This window comes from Allobosea sp. 10L422 (genome assembly GCF_056395345.1).
The window spans coordinates 854,764-876,522 of record NZ_JBFTJI010000001.1 but is presented as its reverse complement, the minus strand read 5'-3'; the positions used below and the strand labels follow the sequence as shown (position 1 = coordinate 876,522).

Genomic DNA, 21,759 nt, shown 5'->3' with positions numbered 1-21,759 from the left:
CAACGAAGGAGCCAAACAATGCGTCACGGTTTTCGCGGTCGTCGTTTCAACCGCTCGGCCGAGCATCGCCAGGCGATGTTCGCCAACATGGCCCAGGCCCTGATCAAGCACGAGCAGATCACCACCACCCTGCCGAAGGCGAAGGACCTGCGTCCGGTCGTCGAGAAGCTCATCACGCTGGGCAAGCGCGGCGACCTGCATGCCCGCCGCCAGGCGATCTCGCAGATCAAGGATGTCGAGCTCGTCGGCAAGCTCTTCGCGGTCCTCGGCCCGCGCTACAAGGAGCGCAACGGCGGCTATCTGCGCATCATGAAGGCCGGCTTCCGCTTCGGCGACAATGCCCCGATGGCGATCATCGAGTTCGTCGACCGCGACGTCGAGGCCAAGGGCAAGGATTCCGGCCCGGTGTTCACGGCGGAAGAAGAAGCGGCCTGATCGGCCTCGCTCAAGCGAATCACAGAAGAGGCGGCCTCCGGGCCGCCTCTTTTTTTGTCTGCCTTGGCGGCGAAGCCGTCTTCGCCGCAACACTGCCCCGATCCTGGCGCTTCTCGGGAAAGGCAGGTTTGGCTCTTGTCGGCGGCGCGCGATTGCACGACATGTCGGTACGGAACCGGAGCGTCGCCGCGCGGTATAGCTCCGGAAGAATGCAGCACAGATGCCCCGGTGATGCGGGCCGTCAGGACGAGGATGAGCATGACCCATCGCTTTGCAGGTAGGCCGGCCTTGGCGGCAGCTGCTCTCGCCAGCGTCCTGATGGCCGGCGCCGCGACGCTGCCAGCTGTCGCCCAGCAACGGCAGGTGCCCGAATCGCGCGAGCAGGTGACCTTGTCCTTCGCGCCGCTGGTGAAGCGCACGCAGGCCGCCGTCGTGAACGTCTATGGCGCCCGCGTCGAGAAGCGGCCGCAGAACGCCCTCATGGACGATCCCTTCTTCCGCCGCTTCTTCGGCGATGGCGGCTTCGGCGTGCCGCGGGAGCGGGTGCAGCGTTCGCTCGGCTCGGGCGTGGTCGTCGATGCCGGCAACGGCCTCGTGGTGACCAACAACCACGTCATCGAGAATATGAGCGAGGTTAAGGTTGCCTTTGCCGACAAGCGCGAGGTCGAGGCCACGATCCTGCTGCGCGATCCGCGCACCGATCTCGCCGTTCTGAAGGTCGCCGACACCAAGAACCTGACCGCGATCGAACTCGCGGATACGGACGAGCTTCAGGTCGGCGATATCGTGCTCGCCATGGGCAATCCGTTCGGTGTCGGCCAGACGGTGACGCAGGGCATCGTCTCGGCGCTCGCCCGCACGCAGATCGGCGTGGGCGATGCCCAGTCCTTCATCCAGACGGATGCCGCGATCAATCCCGGTAATTCCGGCGGGGCGCTGATCGACATGAAGGGCCGTGTCGTCGGCATCAACACGGCGATCTATTCTCGCTCCGGCGGCAGTGTCGGCATCGGATTCGCGATTCCGTCCGCGATGGTGCGCCTCGTCGTCGACAGCGCCAAGGCCGGCGCCAAGACCGTGCGCCGCCCCTGGCTCGGGGCGCGCCTGCAGAGCCTGACCGCCGATGTCGCCGATGGCCTCGGATTGGATCGCCCGGCGGGGTCGGTCGTGGCCAGCATCGTCGAGAAGGGGCCGGCCGACCAGGCGGGGCTGCGCCGCTCGGACGTGATTCTCATGGTCGACGGGCTCGCAGTCGACGATCCCGAAGCCTTCGGCTACCGCTTCGCGACGCGCCCGATCGGCGGGTCGACCGTCCTCATGTTGCTCCGCGGCGGAAAGAAGATCGAGATTCCGGTCAAGCTCGTCGCGGCGCCGGAGACGCGCCCACGCGATACTGTGAAGCTGACGAGCCGCTCGCCGCTTTCGGGGTTGACGGTCGCGAACCTTTCGCCGGCGCTGGCCGAGGAGCTGTCGATCGAGACGGGCAACGAGGGCGTCGTCGTCAGCGAGATCGAAGAAGGCAGCACGGCCGCCAATATCGGCTTCCAGAAGGGCGACATCATCATGGCGCTCAACGGCGAGCGCATGACCAATTCGCGTGAGATCGAGACTGCCCTCAAGGAGCGCAAGCGCGCCTGGGAGGTCACGATCACCCGCAACGGCCAGACGATCACCTCGGTCTTCCCGGGGTGAGCGACCTCTTCTCCGCCTCGGGGCTGGACAAGTCCGGCCCGCGCCCGCTCGCCGACCGCTTGCGGCCGACGACGCTTGCAGAGGTGGCCGGGCAGGAGCATCTGACCGGACCGGACGGGGCGCTGACGCGGCTCGTCGCCTCCGGCACGGTCGGCAGCCTGATCTTCTGGGGCCCGCCCGGCACCGGCAAGACCACCGTGGCGCGGCTGCTCGCCGGCCTCGTCGATCTCGGCTTCGAGCAGATCAGCGCGATCTTTTCGGGCGTCGCTGACCTCAGGAAGGTGTTCGAGGCGGCGCGAGGGCGCCGGCTCGGCGGCCGTGGCACTCTGCTCTTCGTCGACGAGATCCACCGCTTCAACCGCGCCCAGCTCGACGCCTTCCTGCCCGTTATGGAAGACGGCACGATCACGCTGATCGGCGCGACGACCGAAAACCCGTCCTTCGCGCTGAATGCGGCGTTGCTGTCGCGGGCGCGGGTGCTGACCTTCAAATCGCTGGACGAGGGTTCGCTGCTCTTCCTGCTCGGCCGGGCCGAGGTGCTGGAGGGCAGGGAGTTGCCGCTGACGCCGGAGGCGCGGCTCGCGCTCGCGCGCTTCGCCGACGGCGACGGGCGCGCCGTGCTGACGCTGGCCGAGGAGATCTGGCGGGCGGCCAAGCCGAGTGAGATTCTTGACGAGCACGGCCTTTCGGAGGTGATCCAGCGCCGGGCGCCGATCTACGACAAAGCGCAGGACGGCCACTACAATCTGATCTCGGCCTTGCATAAGACGATCCGCGGCTCCGATCCCGATGCCGCGCTGTATTATTTTGCTCGCATGCTCGATGCCGGCGAGGACCCGCGCTTCCTGGCGCGGCGGCTGGTGCGCATGGCGGTGGAGGATATCGGGCTCGCCGACCCGCAGGCGCTCCTCCATGCCCGGGCCGCGGCCGAGACCTATGAGCAGCTCGGCACGCCGGAAGGCGAACTCGCGCTCGCCAACTGCGTGATCTATCTGGCGACGGCGCCGAAATCGAACGCTGCGTATATGGCCTACAAGGCAGCGACGCGGGTGGCGAAGGACCGCGGTTCGCTGATGCCGCCGAAGACGATCCTCAACGCCCCGACGAAGCTGATGCGCGAGGAGGGCTACGGCGCCGACTACGCCTATGACCACGATCAGCCGGACGCGTTTTCAGGCCAGAACTACTGGCCCGACGCGCTCGGCCGCCAGCGCTTCTACGATCCGCCCGAGCGCGGCTTCGAGCGCGAGATCCGCAAGCGGCTGGAATACTGGGAGCGGCTGCGCCAGGAGCGCGGCGAGGACTGATCGTCGCCCGCTAGACGGAATGGGCTGGCCGATGACAACTCAGCTTCGGCAGTTGAACGGCAGGAAGGTGCCGGACATGCCGCTGTTCATCGCCATCAGCACCAGCTTGTTGGCAAGCTCGAGTTCCTCCTTGCTGCGGGCGCAGACCTCGGCGCGGCTCTGGCAGTTCGAGGCGAGGAAAGCATCGTGGCCGGCCAGGAAGTCAGGGCCCAGCCCTTGCTTGCCCTGGCGATTCAAGGCCTGCTCGTAAGCCTTTCTGTAGCGGTTGCATTTTTCCGTCGGCCAGTCCGAAGCCGGGCTTTGCTGCGCCGCCGCGAAAGTGCCCCCGATGCTGAAGAAGACGAGCGCAGCCACTGCCCGCAGCAGCGACCGGTGAGCCGGTGCCGCAGCCGAATTCCGTCCATTCATCGCCATCGCCTCTGCCGCCTCGCGGCATCGAGGCGAGGCTTCCGCAGAAGCACAGTCAATTGCGGCGGATTTCGTTTGTGCACGGCGGCGGTGCACTCTATTTCACAGGAATGACTTCCACCGCACTCGTCTTTCTGGGCGCCGGCATCGGCGGCGTGCTGCGTCATGGCGTGAACCTTGTCTCGTCGCGCTGGTTCGGCATGGATTTTCCGTACGGGACCATGGCGATCAATATTCTCGGCTCGGCCCTGATGGGCGTGGTCGTCGGCTGGTTCGCCTTCAGGGCGGGCGAGGGGACGCCTCACGGATTGCGCCTGTTCCTGGCGACCGGCGTGCTCGGTGGATTCACGACCTTCTCGGCCTTCTCTCTCGATGCGGTGCTGCTCTGGGACCGCGGTGAGGCGATGGCGGCGATGGTCTATGTTTTGGGATCCGTGATGGTGTCGCTCGCGGCGCTGGTCGGCGGGCTTGCGGTGATGCGGGGGCTGTCATGAGGACAGGTGGCAAGGGGCCGGGCACCGGCCCCGGACGTGGCGGCAGGCAGCCGCGCGCGGCGGAGGCGCCGGGCGGCAAAAGGCCGAGCCATGACGCAAGGCGCCGCGCCGCCGCCCGGCCGGCCGAGGGCGAGGAGCGGGCTCAGCGCCCGGCCCGCGCCGCCGCCAAGCCGACGCGTGCCGAAGTCAAGGCCGAGACGGCGCAGGTGCTCTCGACCGGCGTGCAGCAGCTCGTGGTGACGCCTGACGAAAACGAGATGCGGATCGACCGCTTCCTCGAGACGCGCTTCCCGCAGCTCTCCTTCAGCCATATCCAGCGCATCGTCCGGAAGGGCGAGCTGCGCGTCGACGGCAAGCGCGCCGACAGCAAGGACCGGCTCAGCGAAGGGCAGACGGTGCGCATCCCGCCGTTGAAGCTGGAGCAGCAGGCAGAGCGGCCGCGCTCGGCCAAGGCCGATGCCGATACGATCGGCTTCCTGCGCTCGATCACGCTCTATGAGGACGACGACGTCATGGTCCTCAACAAGCCGGCAGGTTTGGCCGTGCAGGGGGGCTCGGGCACGACCCGGCATGTCGACGGCATGCTCGCCGCCCTGACCGGCAAGGACGGGCAGAAGCCGCGCCTCGTCCACCGCCTCGATAAGGACACCGCCGGCTGCCTCGTCATCGCCAAGTCGCGCTTCGCGGCAGCGACGCTCGCCAAAACGTTCCGCTCGCGCTCGGCCCGCAAAGTCTACTGGGCGCTCGTCGCCGGCGTGCCGCGCGTTCGCCAGGGCCGGATCTCGACCTATCTCGCCCGCGAGGAGGCCTATGACGGCGATCAGCGCATGGCTGTCGCCAAGCATGGCGAGGACGGCGCAATGCACGCCGTGACCTATTACGCGGTGGTGGAGACGGCGGCGCAGAAGCTGGCCTGGCTCTCGCTGAAGCCGGTGACCGGACGCACGCACCAACTGCGCGCCCATGCGGCCCATATCGGCCATCCGATCGTCGGCGACCCCAAATACTTCAACATCCTGAACTGGGAGCTGCCCGGCGGCATCCAGAACAAGCTGCACCTGCTGGCACGGCGGATCGTGCTGCCGCACCCGCGCGGCAAGGGCACGATCGACGTCAGCGCGCCGATACCGCCGCATATGCGCCAGAGCTGGAATCTGCTCGGCTTCGACGACGCGCCCTACGATCCGATCGTTGAAGCGCCGGACGAATAGGGCGCGCCGCGAGGTGACGAAACGTAAGAGAACAGTTGCGGAACAAACCGCATTCTGTTCTAATTATGTTCTCGTCATCGGAAGGGGGTCCCATGCGTTCGCTTTTGATTGTTTCCGCGTTCCTTTTCGGTCTGGCCGGGGTCGCGCAAGCGCAGACGGCCGCGCCGGCCAAACCCGTGGCCCCGACTACCACGGCTGCTGCTGCCACTGACCAGCCTATCCCGCAGGCGGAGCGCGCCAAGGCGCGGCAGGATTGCCTCTCCGAGAATGTCGCGCTCTCGGGAGACGATCTGCGCGCTGCCATGCGCCTGTGCCTTCAGGCCAAGTTTCCGGGTGTGCGGCTCTACGCGCAGGACGGTGTCACCCGCGACGGCAAGCCGACGGCGGTCGCGGCGCGGGCCGCCTGCAAGGAGGAGGTCGACGGCCGCAATCTGCAGGGATCGGAGCGAGTCGCATCATTGACGGCCTGCTTCAACGCCAAGCGGCCCGATCTCGCCCAGCGCTCCGAATGCCGCAAGGAGGCGCGGGCAAAGGGGCTGGACGGAACCGATCTGCGCAAGGCCGTGGATGCCTGCGCGCGGGAGGCAAAGGGCTGAGCCGGAAGTGAGGCCGCATAGCCGGTGGGACAATGCCATGACGGTGCTGCAATGGCTTGCGGCGCCCGGTTGCGCTAAAGCGCCGTCATGGATCTCATCATCTTCGATCTCGATGGCACCCTGATCAATTCCGAGGCGATCATCCTTGGGGCGCAGTACGAGGCGTTCAGGCGTTGCGGCCGGGTGCATCCGGGCCGCGAGGCCGGGCTCGGCATCGTCGGGCTGACGCTGGATATCGCAATGGCGCGGCTCGCCGGGCTCGACCAGCCCGACGATGTGCTCACCGAGACCTATCGCCAGGTCTTCGGTGCGATGCGCCAGCAGGCCGAGAGCGACCCTTCGCTGGACGAGCCGCTGTTTCCGGGAGTGGCGGAGACTCTTGCCGACCTGAAGCGCCACACCGGGTTGAAGCTCGGCATCGCCACCGGCAAGTCGCGCAAGGGCGCCGAGTTCATCGTCGCCCGGCATGGCTGGGAGGGGCTGTTCGACACGGTGCAGTCGGCCGACGACGCGCCTTCGAAGCCGCATCCCGGGATGATCCAGCGCGCCATGGCGGAGACCGGCGCCGCACCCACGCGCACGGCGATGGTCGGTGACAGCTCCTTCGATATCGAGATGGCGGTGGCGGCCGGCGTGGTGCCCGTCGCAGTATCCTGGGGCTTCCAGCCGGTCGACCGGCTGGTCGCACTCGGCGCCCGGCATGTGCTGGGCGAGTTCCCCGAACTGCCGGGAGCGCTGGGATTGCCGAAGACCGTCTCGGCCTAAAGCACCGGGCCGAAAAGTGGAATCCACTTTTCGGAGAAATCCGATGCTCAAACAAAGAGATAGATCGCCATTTTGCGTCCGATAGGACGCACGGCGATCTCGCATCCGGCCAGACGGCGGAAGCCGCTTTTCGGAGCTGCGCGGATACGCGACGGACATCCCGCTGCGCCGACCCTGCGGAACCGCGCGTCCGCTCGCCGGGCGGCGGCCGCGCGGGGCACCGGTAAGCCAGGAGAGTGCCAGGCCCGGCGCTTGAAACGGGCGGCGACGATATCGCCGGCTGCGGCCCTGCCGGAGCGGTTCCGCGCACAGCAGTAAGATCCTCGCAACCAAACCGACTCAGTTCTGTTTAACCTGAATAACCGTTCAGATTTGCGCGTTAACCACCTGATGCGGGAGGCGGGTGCATGGTGTTCCCACAACAGGGACGTACCGGCACACAACAACGCCGGACAGGGGTTCAAGCATGATGGATCATGAGTTTCGTGAATTCGTCGATCGCGTGATGGATCGTCGCGCGATCGACGATAAAGACGTCAAGATGCTTCAGCGTAACATCTTGAACGACATCGTCGTGACGCGCGACATCATCGATGTCCTGGTGGCACTCGACCGGGCCGTGGCGCAAAGCTGCAAGGCCTATGCGGATTATCTCGTGGCTGTTGTCGTCGACTTCGCCGTGTGGGAGAACCGCCCGACCGGCGTGATCGACCGCGACAAGGCGCATTGGCTGGTGACGACCCTCTCGGCCGGCGAGGGACCGACGGTGACGGCCCAGCGTATCGCCTTCGAGATCGCTCGCGAAGCCGAGCATTGCGACGAGGCGTTGCTTGCCTTCGCCTTCGCCAAGGGCGCAGCCAAGGAGGTCGCGCGGGTCGCTGCCGGCAACACGACGCGGGCTCTGCTCGCGAACTGAGCTGCGCATCCGCGCACAACGGTCTGGCCTATCGCTCACCACGCGCTCGTCCAGGCGTGCGGTGAGCTATCTGTTTGTCAAAGCATCGGGCCGAAACGAGGCTTCCACCTGTCGGACCGATGCGATTGCCGACTTTCGCATCGGTGGACGACGGTTGCGGCGTCCCATACACCCCGGCTATTGCAGTTTGGTCTGAAGCCGGGGGAATGCTGCGCATGTTCTCGAAAATCCTGATCGCGAACCGCGGCGAGATCGCCTGCCGTGTCATCAAGACGGCGCGGCGCATGGGCATCCAGACGGTCGCCGTCTATTCCGATGCCGACCGCGACGCGCTGCATGTCGAGATGGCCGATGAGGCCGTCCATATCGGCGCGGCGCCCGCGGCGCAGTCCTATCTGCTGATCGACAGGATCATCGACGCCTGCAAGGCGACCGGCGCCGAGGCCGTGCATCCCGGCTACGGCTTCCTGTCCGAGCGTGAGGCATTCGCAAGGGCGCTCAAAGACAACGGCATCGTCTTCATCGGCCCCAATCCCGGCGCCATCGCCGCGATGGGCGACAAGATCGAATCGAAGAAGGCGGCTGCTGCAGCCAAGGTTTCGACCGTTCCCGGCTTCCTCGGCATCATCGAGAACCCCGAGCATGCCGTGACCATCGCCGACGAGATCGGCTATCCCGTGATGATCAAGGCTTCGGCCGGCGGCGGCGGCAAGGGCATGCGCATCGCCCATTCGGCCGGCGAGGTCGCGGAAGGCTTTGCCCGCGCCAAGTCGGAAGCCGCGTCCTCCTTCGGTGATGACCGCGTCTTCGTCGAGAAGTTCATCGTCGACCCCCGCCATATCGAAATCCAGGTTCTTGGCGACAAGCACGGCAACGTCATCTATCTCGGCGAGCGCGAATGCTCGATCCAGCGCCGCAACCAGAAGGTGCTGGAGGAGGCGCCGTCGCCGCTGCTCGACGAGGCCACCCGGCGCAAGATGGGCGAGCAGGCGGTCGCGCTGGCCAAGGCCGTGCACTACGATTCTGCTGGCACGGTCGAATTCGTCGCCGGCCAGGACAAGTCGTTCTATTTCCTCGAAATGAACACGCGCCTCCAGGTCGAGCATCCCGTGACGGAGATGGTCACCGGCATCGACCTCGTCGAGCAGATGATCCGTGTCGCGTATGGGGAAAAGCTGGCGATCAGCCAGGAGGATGTGAAGCTCGACGGCTGGGCGGTGGAGAGCCGCGTCTACGCCGAGGATCCGACCCGCAATTTCCTGCCTTCGACCGGCCGGCTCGTCACCTACCGGCCGCCGGCTGAAGGGCCGGACGGCGAGGCGACCGTCCGCAACGATACCGGCGTGTTCGAAGGCGGCGAAATCTCGATCTATTACGACCCGATGATCGCCAAGCTGGTGACGCATGCGCCGACTCGCGAGGCAGCGATCAAGGCGCAGGCGCGTGCGCTCGATGCCTTCGCGATCGACGGCATCCGCCACAACATTCCCTTCGTCGCCGCGGTGATGCAGCATCCGCGCTGGATCGCCGGCAATCTCTCGACCGGCTTCATCGCCGAGGAATTCCCGGAGGGCTTTTCACTCCCCGAGCCCAAGGGTGAGACAGCGCAGCGCATGGCCGCGATCGCCATCGCCTGCGACCACAAGCTGAACCAGCGTAAGCGCAACGTCTCGGCGCAGATGGAAGGCTGGCGCAAGGTCTCCTTCGACCGGCAGCGCATCGTTCAGCTCGGCGCGGAGCGTTTCGAGGGCGAGGTGACGGAACAGGGCGGGGCGGTCGTCATCGCGTTCGCGGGCCGCAGCGTCAGCGTCGCCAGCGACTGGGTGCCGGGCGAGCCGGTCTGGCACGGCACGCTCGACGGGGTGAAGGTCGCGGCGCAGGTCCGACCGATCCTGAACGGCGTCTCGCTCGGCCAGGCCGGCGCCTATGCCAATGCCCATGTCTATACGCAGCGCGAGGCCGAACTCGCGGCGCTGATGCCGGAGAAGGTTGCGGCCGATACCGGCAAGTTCCTGCTGTGCCCGATGCCCGGCCTCGTCAAGGCGATTTCGGTCGCCGTCGGGCAGGAGGTCAAGGCGGGTGAGCCGCTCGCCATGGTCGAGGCGATGAAGATGGAAAACGTGCTGCGCGCCGAGAAGGACGTCACCATCGCCAAGATCCTGGCGAAGGAAGGCGACTCGCTTGCCGTCGATGCCGTCATCATGGAATTCGCCTGAGAGAGAGACGGGACATGCTGAAGATCTGGGGGCGGTTGAGCTCGATCAATGTCCAGAAGGTCGTCTGGGCGGCCGGCGAGGTCGGGCAGGCTTTCGAACGCATCGATGTGGGCGGGCCCTTCGGCGGGCTCGACACGCCGGAATATCGCGCGATGAACCCCAATCGCCAGATCCCGGTCCTGGAGGACGGCGACTTCCACCTGTGGGAGTCGAACAGCATCGTGCGCTATCTGGCGGCGCGCTACGGCGCCGCGGACATTTGGGAAGCGGACGTGGTGCGGCGGGCTGAGGCCGAGCGCTGGATGGACTGGATGCTGTCCGAGCTGCAGCCGGCGCTGGCGCCGGTGCTCTGGGGCGTGGTGCGGAAGGCACCGGGTTATACCGATCCCAAGGTCATCGCCGAGGGCATGAAGCGGGCCGAGGCGCTGATGACGATCCTCGAGGCGCAGTTGACGGACAAGCCGTTCCTGTCAGGCGAGCGCTTCGGCGTTGCCGATATTACCGTCGGTTGTGGCGCGCATCGCTGGTTCAACATGCCTGTCGAGCGGGCCGAGCGGCCGGTGGTGCGGCGCTGGTACGAGGCGCTTTTTGCGCGGCCGGCAGCTCAGGCGGCGCTGCCATTGCCGATCACGTAAGGCGTTGCCGCGGTGCTTGATCCGCGCCGCAGCCCTGTCATGATGCCCTGCATGAACGCTCTGCGCGCCGCTCTGCTGTTATGTTCGCTCGGCGCTGCCGGCGCAGCCGTGGCGCAGGACGCGCCGAGGCCGCGCGGCGACCTGTTGTCCCTGGCGGGCTGCCTGCGCGACAATGGTGCGTCGCCCTCGGCCTGTATCGGAACCGTAGCCATCGCCTGTGTCCGGGCGGCCAGCAGCAATCCCCGCGGAGCCGAAGCGGCCTGTGCCCGGCGCGAGGAAGCGGTCTGGCGCGAACGTCTGACGCTCGCGTTGCAGGTGAGCGGCCGCTCGCTCGATGCGGGCCAGCGTAGCCGGCTTGCTGCCGTGCAACTCGCCTGGGAAAGTTATGTCTCGCAGAAATGCGCGCTCTATGGCGCCAGCCAGCGCGAGGAACTGCAGGCCGGGCGGCAGGCGGGTTGCGAGCTGCGCGAGGTCGCCGAGCGCGCCATCGAGCTGGCCAAGGGGCTTCCGCAGGCGGGGCGCCAGCCGCAATCGCCGCCGCAGATCATCCGCTAGGCGGATCGCCTGTGGCCGTCGTGACCATCGGGCGGCGGATGGTGGCGATCCGAAAGCGCTGGAGTGCCGCCTCCGCCTGCGACTATAGGGTGGAGGGCGGTGGTTGTCCGCCATCCGCCTGAAGCCGCGAGCCAGCAATGTTCTTCGTCCTGTCCAAACTGGTCTGGTTCGTCTTCTCGCCGGTCAATTTCGTCATCCTGCTTGCGGGCGTTTCGGCACTGCTCGCCTTCACCCGTTTTGCCCGTCCGGCGCGGTGGCTCGGGCTCCTGTCGGTGGTTGCGCTCGGGCTGATGGCTTTCAGCCCGCTGTCGCGGATCATCGTCCGGCCGCTGGAGGACCGCTTCCCGCAGCAGCAGGCGGCGAAGGGGCCGGTGACCGGCATCGTCGTCCTCGGCGGCGCAGTCGGTGTGGCGCGGGGCGATGCGGTGCTGAATTCAGCGGGTGCGCGCATGACCAAGGCGGTGGAACTCGCCAGGCTTCATCCCGAGGCCAAGGTGGTTTTCACGGGCGGCTCAGCCAACCTGCTATCGGAAGCGACAACGACGGAAGCGGACGGGGCCAAATTGCTGTTCGAGGGCCTCGGACTCGATCCAAAGCGGCTCATTCTCGAGGATAAGTCGCGCAATACCCGCGAAAATGCGTCTTTCACGCGCCGTCTCGTCGATCCGAAGCCGGGCGAGCGCTGGCTTCTGGTGACGTCAGCCTGGCATATGCCGCGCGCGATGGGCGTTTTCCGGAGCGCGAACTTTCCGGTCGAGGCCTTTCCGGTCGACTACTGGACCAAGGGCGAGCCCGACGACTTCATCCGGCCCTATAGCCGTGCGCACAGGGCTCTGGAGATTTCCGATAACGGCTTCAAGGAATGGGTCGGGCTCGTCGCCTATCGGCTGGCGGGCTATACCGACGCGCTCTTTCCGGCGCCGTGAACTCAGATGTCGTCGGCGGGGAGCGTCAGCCTGTAGACGCCGCGGAAATCGTCGGGGTCGACCGGCCGCCCCTTGCGTGTGATGACGAGCAGGCCTTCCTTCATCAGCTTCACCGCGGCGCGGCGCACCGGCTGCATGAGCGGTCCCCAATCGTCGGGGTGATCGCTGCCGAGGGCGCGGGCCACGTCCATGGGGGAGACCGTCCGTCCCGGCCCCTGCTGCGCCAGCAGCGAAAGAATCGCCCGCTCGATCGCCTCTGCTTCGATGGTCATTGCTGGCTCGGATAGTTGAAGACGCGGGCGGCGTCGGAGGCGAACTGGCGGCGATACATCGCCACGAGCACGGCGCCGGTGAAGGCCAGGAAGGTGACCGGCCCAAGGAACCAGCCGAGATAGGCGAGCGCGAAGAAGAAGGCGCGCTGGCCGCGGTTGAAGTGGCGGCCAGCAGCGATGTTCATTTCGATCGCCTCATGCACGGCATGAGCCTTCGCGACCGCGTTGGGTTCGTCCTTTGGCGGCAGGGCGCCGAGCAGGATGACGCAGTAGTTGAACAGCCGGTAGCTCCAGGCGAATTTGAAGAAAGCGTAGCCGAAGACGCCGGCAAGCCCAATCACCTTCATCTCCCAGACCGCGCGCAGCGTGACCGGCACGAAGGGGAGATCGGAAAAGATTGCGACGACACGGTCGGTCGACTGCAGCAGGGCGAGCGTGCCGCCGATCGCGATCAGCGAGGTCGAGGCGAAGAAGGCCGTGCCGTTTTGCAGGCCGTTCATGACCTGGGTGTCGACAATGCGATTGTCGCGCGCCATTGATTCGTTGATCCAGCGGGCGCGGCGCAGGTTCATCCGCATATTCAGGGTCTTGCCCGCGTGCGGGCCGAGTTCGACGGCATAGTGATAGCCGACCCAGGAGGCGGCGAAGAACGCCAGGGCGATCACGTCCAGATTGCTGAAACCGAGCATGCCATCGCTCTGCCACTTCACTTGCCAAACAGGCAAGCAGCTTGTGCCGAGGCCGCGCTGACGACAAGAGACACGGCATTGACGCTGCGGCGGCAAGCCGCCACGGTGCGCGCGGAATCGGGAGGGCGCAGCGATGCCGCAGACCATCACGAAGGGCTACAAGGCCCTGGTCGCAGAAGCTGAGAGCAACGTCGAGACGTTGTCGATCGAGGCGGCGCAGGCACTCCACGGCCGCGACGACGTGGTCTTCGTCGATCTGCGCGATCCACGCGAGCTGGAGCGGGAAGGGCGCATGCCCGGTGCCTTCCATTGCCCGCGCGGCATGCTCGAATTCTGGATCGACCCGGAAAGCCCCTATGCCAAGCCGGTCTTCCAGGAAGACAAGCGCTTCGTCTTCTTCTGCGGTGGCGGCTGGCGTTCGGCGCTGGCGGCAAAGACGGCGCAGGAGATGGGGCTGAAGCCGGTCGCCCATGTCGCCGGCGGTTTCTCGGCCTGGAAAAAGGCGGGTGCGCCGGTCGAGACCTCCGCCGCCGACCGGAAGGGCTGAGTCTCGAGCCTTGTCCCATATCGTCATCGTTCTGCTGGTTGCGGCTTTTATCTTCCGCAAGCCGCTCGGAAAGCTGCTCGCGCGACAATTTCCGAATCGCGGCAAGCGCCAGCAGGTGCTGGCGACGATCATCGCCGCTTTTCTTCTGGTGATCGCAGCCCGGCTCCTCGCGCTGTTCTGGTGACGGCCCGTCGCCCGTTTTGAAATGGGCGAGGGTGCCCCGTGCGGCCGGCGCATGGGAGGGCGGCTTGCGCCATGCCTACAGATCAGGCATCTTGGCTATCTGGCTCCAAGTCAAGAAAGGGAGGGCTGAATGGTAATCGTCACCACCGCTGTCACTCCCATGCGACCACCTAAACACTAGGTCGGTCTTGCACGAGGCCCGCCAACCGGCGGTCTCCTGAGCCTTTTCCAGACTATTTTCTTTCATTGCCGGAGTCGGCGCGCGTCGTCGTCTCCGCCTGATCCGGAGTCGGTGCCGCCTCGGTGCCGAATGACGCTATGTCTCTTGATAATCAAACCGGGCGGCGGGAGCCGTTCCGGGCCGTTCTCGGCTTCACTTTCCGTCATTGGGCGCGTCAGCCCGGGCAGGTCGCCTGGGTCGCGGGCGTCACCGTGGTCGCTACGCTCGCCGAGCTGTTCACGCCGGTCTATGCCGGCCGTCTCGTCGATGCGGTGGCGACAGGCGTCGACGCTGCCGATGCGGCGCTGTGGGCCTTGGGGGCGATGATGGTGCTCGCCGCCGTCACTGTGTTCGGGCGGCACTTCGCCTATATCGGCATCACCACCATGACGCTGCGCACGATGCGCGACGTGGCGCAGGAGGCGTTCGCGCGCCTGCAGCGCTTCTCGACCGACTGGCACGCCAATAACTTTGCCGGCTCAACTGTCCGCAAGATCACGCGCGGCATGTGGGCGCTCGACCTGCTCAGCGACACCGTCCTGATCGCGCTCCTGCCGTCGCTCGTCATCCTGCTCGGCATGACGGCACTGCTGGCCTGGCACTGGCCGGTGATGGGGCTTGTCGTGGCGCTGGGAGCATTGGCCTATATCGGGTTGACGCTCGGGCTCTCGCTGCGCTTCGTCGCACCGGCAGCGCGGCTGGGCAATGCCTGGGACACCCGCCTTGGCGGTGCGCTAGCGGACGCCATCACCTGCAACCCGGTGGTAAAGGCCTATGGGGCGGAGGCGCGCGAGGATTATCGCCTCGCCGCCGTGATGGCGAAATGGAGCCGCCGGACGGAGCGCGCCTGGGTGCGCGGCACCTGGTCCGGCACCGGGCAGCTCATCGTGCTGCTGTTCCTGCGGGCTGCGGTGATCGGCCTCGTGATCTGGCTCTGGCTGAACGGGCAGGCGAGCGCGGGCGATGTAGCTTTCGTGCTGACGGCCTATGCGGTGGTGCATGGCTATTTGCGCGACGTCGGGCAGCACGTCCACAACCTGCAGCGTTCGGTCAACGACATGGAGGAGCTCGTCTGGATGCACGATCTTCCCTATGGCGTGCCGGACCGGAAAGGCGCGGTGGAGATGGGTGTGACGGCGGGTGAGATCGCCTTCGAGGACGTGACCTTCCACTATGGAGGCCATCACGATCCGCTCTACCGCGACTTCTCGCTGACCATCCGTGGCGGCGAGAAGGTCGGCCTCGTCGGGCGTTCCGGCTCCGGCAAGACGACCTTCGTCAAGCTGGTGCAGCGGCTCTACGACGTCACTGCGGGCCGCATCGCGATCGACGGGCAGGACATCGCCGATGTCACGCAGGACAGCCTGCGCCGGCAGATCGCGATCGTGCAGCAGGAGCCGGTACTGTTCCACCGCTCGCTGGCGGAGAACATCGCCTATGGACGGCCCGGCGCCAGCCAAGCCCAGATCGAGCAGGCGGCGCGGCTCGCCAACGCGCATGACTTCATCATGCGCCTGCCCAAGGGCTACGCCACGCTCGTCGGCGAGCGCGGCATCAAGCTCTCGGGCGGCGAGCGCCAGCGCGTCGCGCTGGCCCGCGCCTTCCTGGCCGATGCGCCGATCCTGATCCTGGACGAGGCGACCTCCAGCCTCGATTCGGAATCGGAGGCGCTGATCCAGCAGGCGATCGAGCGCCTGATGGAAGGCCGCACCACGATCGTGATCGCGCACCGTCTCTCGACTGTGCGGGCCATGGACCGCATCCTGGTCTTCGATCGCGGCCGGGTGGTCGAGGAGGGGCCGCACGAGACTCTGCTGACCCGTCAGGACGGCGCCTATCGCGCGCTGTTCGAAAAGCAGGTCAGCGAATTGGCGAAGGGGCTGGCGGTGTAGCCGCCGCCGGTTCCCTGGCGTCATGGTCGGGCTTGCCCGACCATCACGTCTTCGCTGGCGAGTGTCGCGTTCAAGACGTGGAAACCAGTGTCAACCGAGCGGGCACGAGCTCGGTTGACACTGCTGCGGCCGGGCCAGGCCGCTATCTGCCGCACGGTCAGTTCTCGAAGTAGCTGGTGTTGCGGCCACCGATCACGATGTCCCATCGATACAGAGCCTCGCCATCGACGCCCTTCCCGGCGGCCTGTCCGAAATGCCGCGGTTGCGCTTCACCAAGCAGAATGAACATCGGGTCGCGGGCGAGGTGGGGGTCGCCTTCGAAATACATTTGCGCGATCAGGCGGGCCGAGCCGCCACGGACCGAGACATGGACATGGGACGGCCGCCAGCGGTCGATATCAGGGCGCGCCAGATAGGAGCCGGGCCGAATCGTGCGGAAGCGGTAGCGTCCCTGATCGTCCGTCATCGTTCGGCCGAAGCCGAGGAAGTTCGGATCGAGGCGTTCTCGGACGGGATCCTTCACATGGGTGTAGCGACCCCATCTGTTGGCGTTCCAGATCTCGACCAGCGTGTTGCGGACGGGGCGTCCAAACTCGTCGAAGACATGGCCTGAAATCTCGATGACCTCGCCTTCGGCCTGCGGGCGGCCGGGCGCGATGCGGCTCAGATCGTTCTCGCCGATCTTGAGGCCCGGCAGATCGGTGACCCACGGAACGAAGCTCCGGCGCGCCGCCTGGGGAATGAGATGCAGGCGTTCGATCGGCACGCGCCGTTCCGCCGCCCCGTCGGTCGGTCCGGGCAGCATCAGGCGTCCTCGGTTCATGATCATGAGCTTGCTCCGCCGCTCGTCAGCTCGAAAGGTCGTCGAAGAATGGGGTCTCGTCCGCACCGCGCATCACGATCGCGATCTCGTAGATCGCGGGACCGTCATTCGGTGTGGCCGTCAGTCTGGCGACGAGTCGGTCGCGCCGCTCCGCCGGGAGGCTTTCCAGCAGGGGGTCGCGAGCGTTCGCTTCGGGCTCGTCGTCGAAGAAGATCTGTGTGACCAGCCGGGTGATCCCGTCGGAGAAGATCGTCAGCGTGATGTGAGGCGCGCGTGCGCCCATGCCATTTCCTGCGACCATCGCGCCAGGCTTGATGGTCTTGAAGCTGAACGGTTCCAGGGTCGTCACTAGCCGGCCATACCCGTCGAAATACGGGTCGAGCAGAGGGTGGTCCAGCACGTCGGGCATCCGCAGAATTCCGGCCGCGTTCGCTTGCCAGAATTCCAGCAGCGCGTCGTCGACCGGCTGTCCCTCGCAATCGAGAAGGCGTCCCCGCAGGATGATCGGCTTGCCCTGCGGCCCAACGCTGAGCCCGTGATGGAGCTGCGTCAGGTCGCTCCGGTCGTCGTCGACAAAGGAATAGGGATAGTAGGGGCCAACCGTGTCCTCTGCGAGAGGCGCCAGACGATTGGCGGAGAGAGACGGGCTAGTCATGTCGTTGTCTCCAATTTGGGCGAAAGCGGCCCTCCACCTTCCGAGCGATGATCCACAGCCTCCAAACCAGCCTGCTGCTGTTCGGGAGGACGGATTGACCGGCTGGCGTTTCCGCTCCTTGCATGGGCACTTCGTTACGCGTCGACCATTCTCGATCGCGTGCGCCTGAACGACGGAACGAGAATCATCACCAGCAATGCGGCGGTCGCCACAAGCAGACCAACGCAGATCGGGCTCGCGAAGATCTGAACCTCTCCCCCGGATATGAGCATCGCGCGCCGCAGGTTTTCCTCCATGGCGGGCCCCAGGATGAAGGCGAGCACCAGCGGCGCGAGGGGGCAATCCAGGAGGGTGAGCACGATGCCGGCCAAGCCGAAAGCGGCCAGCATGGCGACTTCGAAGGGGCTGCTGTTCACCGAGTAGATGCCGATACAGCAGAACAGCAGGATCGCCGGAAACAGCAGGCGGTATGGCACCTGCAACAAGCGAACCCATAGGCCGATGAGCGGCAGGTTGATGACGAGCAGCATGAGGTTGCCGACCCACATCGACGCTATCAAGCCCCAGAACAACGCGGGTTGCGCTGAGGACAGATTCGGACTCGGTGCGATACCGTGAATCAGCATGGCACCGGCCATCATCGCCATGACCGAATTGCTGGGGATCCCGAGCGCCAGCATCGGGATGAACGAAGCCTGCGCGCCCGCATTATTGGCAGCCTCGGGGCCTGCCACTCCCTCGATCGCCCCCTGGCCGAATTGCGCGGGCGACGACGACAGTTTCTTCTCCGCCGAATAGGCCGCGAAGGATGCCAGCATCGCGCTGCCGCCCGGTAGGATGCCGAGCACCGCGCCGATACCCGTGCCCCGCAGGGCGGCAGGCCAGGTTCGGCGCCAATCCTCCGCGGTGAGGCGCAATGCGGAGACGGGCTGGGTGCGCCCGCCTTCTTCCTGCGGCCGCGCCAGATTGAGCACGACCTCGGCAATGCCGAAGACACCCATGGACAGCGCCGCGATGCCGATGCCGTCCCGCAACTCGCCAACGCCGAAGGTGAAGCGGTCAAGGCCGGTGTTGACGTCGGCTCCGACCGATCCGAGCAGCAACCCGAGCAGGATCATCCCGATCGATTTCAGCAGCGACCCTTGCGCGAACACGATGGCTGCGATCAGGCCGAGAACCATCAGGCAGAAATATTCGGCCGGGCCGAAGCGCTGCGCAGCGGTCGTCAGGGCGGGGCTGAAGAAGGCGATCAGCAGCGTCGTGATCGTCCCCGCCAGGAAGGAAGAGAGCGCGGCGGTGGCCAGAGCCGTGGCCGCCCGGCCTCGGCGCGCCATCTCGTAGCCATCGAGGCAGGTGACCACGGACGACGATTCCCCCGGCAACCGCATCAGGATGGCCGTGGTGGAGCCGCCATATTGCGCGCCGTAATAGATGCCGGCCAGCATGATCAGAGCGCCGGTCGGCTCGAGATAATAGGTCAGCGGCAACAGCATCGCCATGGTGGCGATCGGCCCCAGGCCGGGCAGGACGCCTATCAAGGTTCCGATCAGCGCGCCGAGAAAGCAGTACCAGAGATTGATCGGGGTTGCCGCGACGGCCAGCCCGCCGGCGATAGAGGAAAGGATATCGCTCACAGCGGCCAGACCTGAACCGAGAGCCTGAGAACGTAACCGAAGAGCAAAGCGGCAACGCCTGCGAAGATCACCGCGACGACTGGCACCTCCCGCCAGCGCGCCTGCGGATCACCGAGTGCAGCCGCCAGGACGCAAGCGAGGCAGGCGACAAACAGGCCGGCGCGCTCCACCAGCAGCCCGAACAGAAGAATCGCCAGGCAGACACCGCTCGCAGCGCGCAACGGGAAGGCTGGCCATCCCCGCGGGCGCCATCCTGCTCCCTTGATAATGAGCAGGAGCCCTGTGACCAGCAAACCCGCGGCGATGGCCCGCGGAATATAGCCGGGGCCCATGTCGAGCGAGCTCCCGGCCGGATAGTCCCGACCGATGAAGAGCGCCGCGAGCCCCAATAGGCCCAGCATCAGCCCAGCCGCGAGATCGCTCCCCGAGCTCGCCGCCTCCGGGCTGGCCTCTGCCAAGCTCTGCGGGGAGACTTCGTTCTGCTCTTGCATGACCTTTCGCTCCGGGAAAAGGCGCCTGCTCTCATTGTGCCTATAGACTAGTTTTATATACTATTGCTAGGCAGGCAAGCCACTCGATGGCATATGCGTCGTGCGGAACGTTCGGGAGGCCAGATGCCCATTGAGACAATCAGGACGGTCGCGATCGACCAGCGGCTGACGGATCCCGAATGGCGCTTTGCGCAGGGGCCGCTCGCGGGGATACGGGGCTTTGCCATCGTCATAACGGACGCGCGGGGCGTGGAGGGCCATGGCTACATCCGCGCGATGCCGCCATGGACGGAGCCCGTCGCCGTGGTGAAGGCGAGCTTCGATCATCTCTGCGAGGGCCTGGTCGGACAGGACGAGACCGCGATTGGTGCCATCATGGACGGGCTGGATCGACGGCTGCATGGCGCGCTGCCGGTAAAGGCCGGAATCGAGTGCGCTTTGCTCGACCTGCGTGCCCGTGCGCTCCGCGTGCCCTTGCACGACCTGTATGGCGGCAAGCGGCAGGAGCGCTTCGCCAATACGCGGATCATTCCCCTGAAATCGCCGCAGCGCATGGCCGAGGTTGCCGTGGAGTTGGTGGAGGCCGGCTTCAGGCACCTGAAGGTCAAGGTTTCCGGCGAGCCGGAACTCGATATCGCACGCGTCCGCGATGTGCGCTCGGCGGTCGGGCAGGATATCGAGCTGATGATCGATGCCAACGAGTCCTACCCACCCAAGCTGGCGGTGCGCACCATCAACGCCATGGCTCGCTTCGGCCTTGAACTGGTTGAGCAGCCCACCTCGGCCCGTGATTTCAGGAGCCTGATCGCGGTGGCCTCTGCGCTCGACATTCCCGTCGAGGCTGATGAGAGCGCCCAGGATCTGCAGTCGATCCTGAGGATCGTCGAGGCCGGCCATGTGGCGTCGATCAATCTGCGCATTCTCAACCATGGTGGCCCGAGCCGCACCGCACAGGCGATCGCGATCTGCCGCGCCGCGAATGTCGACTTCCGCTTCGGCGCGGTGTTCGGCTCGAGCATCGTTCATGCCCATACGCTGCATCTCGCGGCGAGCCTGCCGCCTCCGCGCTTTCCGCACGAATTCTCCGAGATGGCGTTGCTGGACAACGACCTTTTCTCGGGGCTGAAGCTGGAGGCGGGGACAGTCGCCGTGCCGGATGGTGTCGGGACGGGGCTCGTGTTCAACGGGTGAAGCGCCGGTTGATCAATCGAATTTGAGCCCCGCCTTGGCGATGATCTCGGCATAGATGTCGCGATCCTGCGCCACCGTCTTTCCAAAATCGGCAGCCGGCTGATAGGCCGGCTCGCCGCCGAGGCCGCGCAGCTTCTCCTGCGTCGCAGGATCGGCCATGACCCGTGCCAGCGTCACGTTCAGCTTGTCCGCGACTGTTCCCGGCATGTGTGCAGGGCCGACGAGGCCAACCCAGGAATGAGCGACGAACTGCGGAAAGCCGCTCTCCTTCATCGTCGGGACATCCGGGAATTCCGGCGAGCGCTTCTCGTTGGTGGTGGCAAGGATGCGGATCTTTCCGGCCTTGGCGAGTTCCCCGAGTTCGCCGCCGATCATCAGCGGGATATGCCCAGCCACGATGTCGTTCAATGCCGGGCCGCTGCCGCGATAGGGGACATGCTTGAGCGCAGCGCCCGATGCGATGCTGACGAGTTCGCCCGCCAGATGGCTGTAGGTTCCGACGCCGCTGGAGGCATAGCCGATGCTGTTCGGCTTTTGCTTCGCGAGCGCTACGAGTTCGGCCATCGACTTGGCCGGGAGGCCGGGATAGGCGCCGATGAAGGTAAAGCCTTCGATAAGCCGCGCCACGGGTGTGAAATCCTTGACGGGGTCGTAGGGCAGCTTCTTGTCGACATTGGGCAGGATCGACAACACGCCGGCCGAGCAGAGGAGCAACGTATGGCCGTCGGGCTGCGCCTTCGCGACGAAGTCCGCGCCCGTGGCACCTCCGGCACCGGGGCGGCTCTCGACCAGGAAGGGCTGGCCCAGATCCTTGCTGAGAGCATCCGCGATCAGGCGCGCAACGGCCTCGACGCGCCCGCCCGGCGCGAAAGGAACGATCATGCGGACAGGTTTCGTCGGATAGCTCTGGGCGGCGGCCTCCGTCGCTGCGGTGCCCAGCAAGGCGGCGATGATCGCCAGGAATTTCAAGCTCGACGCTCTCATCTTCACGTTTCCCCTCCTGTTT

Annotated in this window: 24 protein-coding genes; 16 read left to right on the top strand and 8 right to left on the bottom strand. The window is 66.1% G+C overall.

Annotated features, from left to right (window positions below; genetic code table 11):
* The first annotated feature begins 18 nt into the window (after positions 1-18).
* The 3 genes from rplQ to AC1DEZ_RS04145 all read left to right on the top strand — a co-directional run bounded on the left by rplQ (position 19) and on the right by AC1DEZ_RS04145 (position 3,434).
* Positions 19-435, top strand: coding sequence for a 50S ribosomal protein L17 (gene rplQ / locus AC1DEZ_RS04155; protein ID WP_476778749.1), 417 nt, complete (start codon positions 19-21; stop codon positions 433-435).
* Between the two features lie 252 nt (positions 436-687).
* On the top strand, positions 688-2,127 hold the full coding sequence (locus AC1DEZ_RS04150; protein ID WP_441512833.1) for a DegQ family serine endoprotease: 1,440 nt from the start codon (positions 688-690) through the stop codon (positions 2,125-2,127).
* Positions 2,124-3,434: a replication-associated recombination protein A gene (locus AC1DEZ_RS04145; protein ID WP_476778748.1), complete on the top strand. Its 1,311-nt coding sequence runs from the start codon at positions 2,124-2,126 to the stop codon at positions 3,432-3,434. The genes AC1DEZ_RS04150 and AC1DEZ_RS04145 overlap by 4 nt, the downstream gene beginning before the upstream one ends.
* Positions 3,435-3,473: 39 nt before the next feature.
* On the opposite strand, the gene AC1DEZ_RS04140 is transcribed toward AC1DEZ_RS04145, so the two are convergent.
* Positions 3,474-3,788: a hypothetical protein gene (locus AC1DEZ_RS04140; protein WP_476778747.1), complete on the bottom strand. Its 315-nt coding sequence runs from the start codon at positions 3,786-3,788 to the stop codon at positions 3,474-3,476.
* A gap of 164 nt (positions 3,789-3,952) precedes the next feature.
* On the opposite strand from AC1DEZ_RS04140, the gene crcB reads away from it, so the two are divergent.
* The 9 genes from crcB to AC1DEZ_RS04095 all read left to right on the top strand — a co-directional run bounded on the left by crcB (position 3,953) and on the right by AC1DEZ_RS04095 (position 12,156).
* Positions 3,953-4,336: a fluoride efflux transporter CrcB gene (gene crcB / locus AC1DEZ_RS04135; protein ID WP_476778746.1), complete on the top strand. Its 384-nt coding sequence runs from the start codon at positions 3,953-3,955 to the stop codon at positions 4,334-4,336.
* Complete coding sequence (locus AC1DEZ_RS04130) at positions 4,273-5,547, top strand: RluA family pseudouridine synthase (protein ID WP_476778777.1); 1,275 nt, start codon at positions 4,273-4,275, stop codon at positions 5,545-5,547. The genes crcB and AC1DEZ_RS04130 overlap by 64 nt, the downstream gene beginning before the upstream one ends.
* A 176-nt stretch (positions 5,548-5,723) precedes the next feature.
* Positions 5,724-6,143: a hypothetical protein gene (locus tag AC1DEZ_RS04125; RefSeq protein WP_476778745.1), complete on the top strand. Its 420-nt coding sequence runs from the start codon at positions 5,724-5,726 to the stop codon at positions 6,141-6,143.
* An 87-nt stretch (positions 6,144-6,230) separates the two neighbouring features.
* Positions 6,231-6,908: an HAD-IA family hydrolase gene (locus AC1DEZ_RS04120; RefSeq protein ID WP_476778744.1), complete on the top strand. Its 678-nt coding sequence runs from the start codon at positions 6,231-6,233 to the stop codon at positions 6,906-6,908.
* Between the two features lie 466 nt (positions 6,909-7,374).
* Positions 7,375-7,824, top strand: a complete 450-nt coding sequence (locus tag AC1DEZ_RS04115; RefSeq protein ID WP_476778743.1) for a hypothetical protein — start codon at positions 7,375-7,377, stop codon at positions 7,822-7,824.
* A 215-nt stretch (positions 7,825-8,039) separates the two neighbouring features.
* Entirely contained in the window at positions 8,040-10,040 is a 2,001-nt protein-coding gene (locus AC1DEZ_RS04110; RefSeq protein ID WP_476778742.1) for an acetyl-CoA carboxylase biotin carboxylase subunit, read from the top strand.
* 14 nt (positions 10,041-10,054) lie between these two features.
* Entirely contained in the window at positions 10,055-10,675 is a 621-nt protein-coding gene (locus tag AC1DEZ_RS04105; RefSeq protein ID WP_476778741.1) for a glutathione S-transferase family protein, read from the top strand.
* Positions 10,676-10,726: 51 nt separating this feature from the next.
* The gene (locus tag AC1DEZ_RS04100; RefSeq protein ID WP_476778740.1) at positions 10,727-11,230 is read left to right on the top strand and encodes a lysozyme inhibitor LprI family protein; all 504 of its coding nucleotides are present in this window, start codon (positions 10,727-10,729) and stop codon (positions 11,228-11,230) included.
* A 137-nt stretch (positions 11,231-11,367) separates the two neighbouring features.
* Positions 11,368-12,156, top strand: coding sequence for a YdcF family protein (locus AC1DEZ_RS04095; protein ID WP_476778739.1), 789 nt, complete (start codon positions 11,368-11,370; stop codon positions 12,154-12,156).
* A gap of 2 nt (positions 12,157-12,158) precedes the next feature.
* On the opposite strand, the gene AC1DEZ_RS04090 is transcribed toward AC1DEZ_RS04095, so the two are convergent.
* Positions 12,159-12,428, bottom strand: coding sequence for a DUF3253 domain-containing protein (locus tag AC1DEZ_RS04090; protein WP_476778738.1), 270 nt, complete (start codon positions 12,426-12,428; stop codon positions 12,159-12,161).
* Complete coding sequence (locus tag AC1DEZ_RS04085; protein ID WP_441512821.1) at positions 12,425-13,117, bottom strand: DUF599 domain-containing protein; 693 nt, start codon at positions 13,115-13,117, stop codon at positions 12,425-12,427. The genes AC1DEZ_RS04090 and AC1DEZ_RS04085 overlap by 4 nt, the downstream gene beginning before the upstream one ends.
* A gap of 133 nt (positions 13,118-13,250) precedes the next feature.
* Here AC1DEZ_RS04085 and AC1DEZ_RS04080 point away from each other — a divergent pair, with 133 nt between their 5' ends.
* The 3 genes from AC1DEZ_RS04080 (at position 13,251) to AC1DEZ_RS04070 (ending at position 15,959) form a co-directional block, all read left to right on the top strand.
* On the top strand, positions 13,251-13,664 hold the full coding sequence (locus AC1DEZ_RS04080) for a rhodanese-like domain-containing protein (protein ID WP_476778737.1): 414 nt from the start codon (positions 13,251-13,253) through the stop codon (positions 13,662-13,664).
* A 10-nt stretch (positions 13,665-13,674) separates the two neighbouring features.
* Positions 13,675-13,848: a hypothetical protein gene (locus tag AC1DEZ_RS04075; protein WP_476778736.1), complete on the top strand. Its 174-nt coding sequence runs from the start codon at positions 13,675-13,677 to the stop codon at positions 13,846-13,848.
* Positions 13,849-14,165: 317 nt separating this feature from the next.
* Positions 14,166-15,959, top strand: coding sequence for an ABC transporter ATP-binding protein (locus tag AC1DEZ_RS04070; RefSeq protein WP_476778735.1), 1,794 nt, complete (start codon positions 14,166-14,168; stop codon positions 15,957-15,959).
* 157 nt (positions 15,960-16,116) lie between these two features.
* Here the strand turns inward: AC1DEZ_RS04070 and AC1DEZ_RS04065 are convergent, their stop codons facing one another.
* The 4 genes from AC1DEZ_RS04065 to AC1DEZ_RS04050 form a co-directional block, all read right to left on the bottom strand.
* Positions 16,117-16,788 carry a dioxygenase family protein gene (locus AC1DEZ_RS04065; RefSeq protein ID WP_476778734.1) on the bottom strand — a complete coding sequence of 224 codons (672 nt, stop codon included), beginning with the start codon at positions 16,786-16,788 and terminating at the stop codon, positions 16,117-16,119.
* A gap of 19 nt (positions 16,789-16,807) precedes the next feature.
* Positions 16,808-17,437: a protocatechuate 3,4-dioxygenase subunit alpha gene (pcaG, locus tag AC1DEZ_RS04060; protein WP_476778733.1), complete on the bottom strand. Its 630-nt coding sequence runs from the start codon at positions 17,435-17,437 to the stop codon at positions 16,808-16,810.
* Between the two features lie 134 nt (positions 17,438-17,571).
* Positions 17,572-19,071 carry a tripartite tricarboxylate transporter permease gene (locus tag AC1DEZ_RS04055; RefSeq protein ID WP_476778732.1) on the bottom strand — a complete coding sequence of 500 codons (1,500 nt, stop codon included), beginning with the start codon at positions 19,069-19,071 and terminating at the stop codon, positions 17,572-17,574.
* Complete coding sequence (locus AC1DEZ_RS04050) at positions 19,068-19,562, bottom strand: tripartite tricarboxylate transporter TctB family protein (RefSeq protein ID WP_476778731.1); 495 nt, start codon at positions 19,560-19,562, stop codon at positions 19,068-19,070. The genes AC1DEZ_RS04055 and AC1DEZ_RS04050 overlap by 4 nt, the downstream gene beginning before the upstream one ends.
* Before the next feature lie 123 nt (positions 19,563-19,685).
* On the opposite strand from AC1DEZ_RS04050, the gene AC1DEZ_RS04045 reads away from it, so the two are divergent.
* Entirely contained in the window at positions 19,686-20,753 is a 1,068-nt protein-coding gene (locus AC1DEZ_RS04045; protein ID WP_476778730.1) for a mandelate racemase/muconate lactonizing enzyme family protein, read from the top strand.
* 12 nt (positions 20,754-20,765) lie between these two features.
* Here AC1DEZ_RS04045 and AC1DEZ_RS04040 read toward each other — a convergent pair whose 3' ends face one another.
* On the bottom strand, positions 20,766-21,737 hold the full coding sequence (locus AC1DEZ_RS04040; RefSeq protein WP_476778776.1) for a Bug family tripartite tricarboxylate transporter substrate binding protein: 972 nt from the start codon (positions 21,735-21,737) through the stop codon (positions 20,766-20,768).
* Positions 21,738-21,759: the final 22 nt, after the last annotated feature.

Coding starts and splice junctions, on each gene's coding strand:
- AC1DEZ_RS04150 (WP_441512833.1), top strand. CDS start 688: ATGAGCATGACCCATCGCTTTGCAGGTAGGCCGGCCTTGGCGGCAGCT.
- AC1DEZ_RS04070 (WP_476778735.1), top strand. CDS start 14,166: ATGTCTCTTGATAATCAAACCGGGCGGCGGGAGCCGTTCCGGGCCGTT.
- AC1DEZ_RS04095 (WP_476778739.1), top strand. CDS start 11,368: ATGTTCTTCGTCCTGTCCAAACTGGTCTGGTTCGTCTTCTCGCCGGTC.
- AC1DEZ_RS04105 (WP_476778741.1), top strand. CDS start 10,055: ATGCTGAAGATCTGGGGGCGGTTGAGCTCGATCAATGTCCAGAAGGTC.
- rplQ (WP_476778749.1), top strand. CDS start 19: ATGCGTCACGGTTTTCGCGGTCGTCGTTTCAACCGCTCGGCCGAGCAT.
- crcB (WP_476778746.1), top strand. CDS start 3,953: ATGACTTCCACCGCACTCGTCTTTCTGGGCGCCGGCATCGGCGGCGTG.
- AC1DEZ_RS04040 (WP_476778776.1), bottom strand. CDS start 21,737: ATGAGAGCGTCGAGCTTGAAATTCCTGGCGATCATCGCCGCCTTGCTG.
- AC1DEZ_RS04085 (WP_441512821.1), bottom strand. CDS start 13,117: ATGCTCGGTTTCAGCAATCTGGACGTGATCGCCCTGGCGTTCTTCGCC.
- AC1DEZ_RS04050 (WP_476778731.1), bottom strand. CDS start 19,562: ATGCAAGAGCAGAACGAAGTCTCCCCGCAGAGCTTGGCAGAGGCCAGC.
- AC1DEZ_RS04120 (WP_476778744.1), top strand. CDS start 6,231: ATGGATCTCATCATCTTCGATCTCGATGGCACCCTGATCAATTCCGAG.
- AC1DEZ_RS04115 (WP_476778743.1), top strand. CDS start 7,375: ATGATGGATCATGAGTTTCGTGAATTCGTCGATCGCGTGATGGATCGT.
- AC1DEZ_RS04110 (WP_476778742.1), top strand. CDS start 8,040: ATGTTCTCGAAAATCCTGATCGCGAACCGCGGCGAGATCGCCTGCCGT.
- AC1DEZ_RS04045 (WP_476778730.1), top strand. CDS start 19,686: ATGCCCATTGAGACAATCAGGACGGTCGCGATCGACCAGCGGCTGACG.
- AC1DEZ_RS04100 (WP_476778740.1), top strand. CDS start 10,727: ATGAACGCTCTGCGCGCCGCTCTGCTGTTATGTTCGCTCGGCGCTGCC.
- AC1DEZ_RS04080 (WP_476778737.1), top strand. CDS start 13,251: ATGCCGCAGACCATCACGAAGGGCTACAAGGCCCTGGTCGCAGAAGCT.
- pcaG (WP_476778733.1), bottom strand. CDS start 17,437: ATGACTAGCCCGTCTCTCTCCGCCAATCGTCTGGCGCCTCTCGCAGAG.
- AC1DEZ_RS04065 (WP_476778734.1), bottom strand. CDS start 16,788: ATGATCATGAACCGAGGACGCCTGATGCTGCCCGGACCGACCGACGGG.
- AC1DEZ_RS04090 (WP_476778738.1), bottom strand. CDS start 12,428: ATGACCATCGAAGCAGAGGCGATCGAGCGGGCGATTCTTTCGCTGCTG.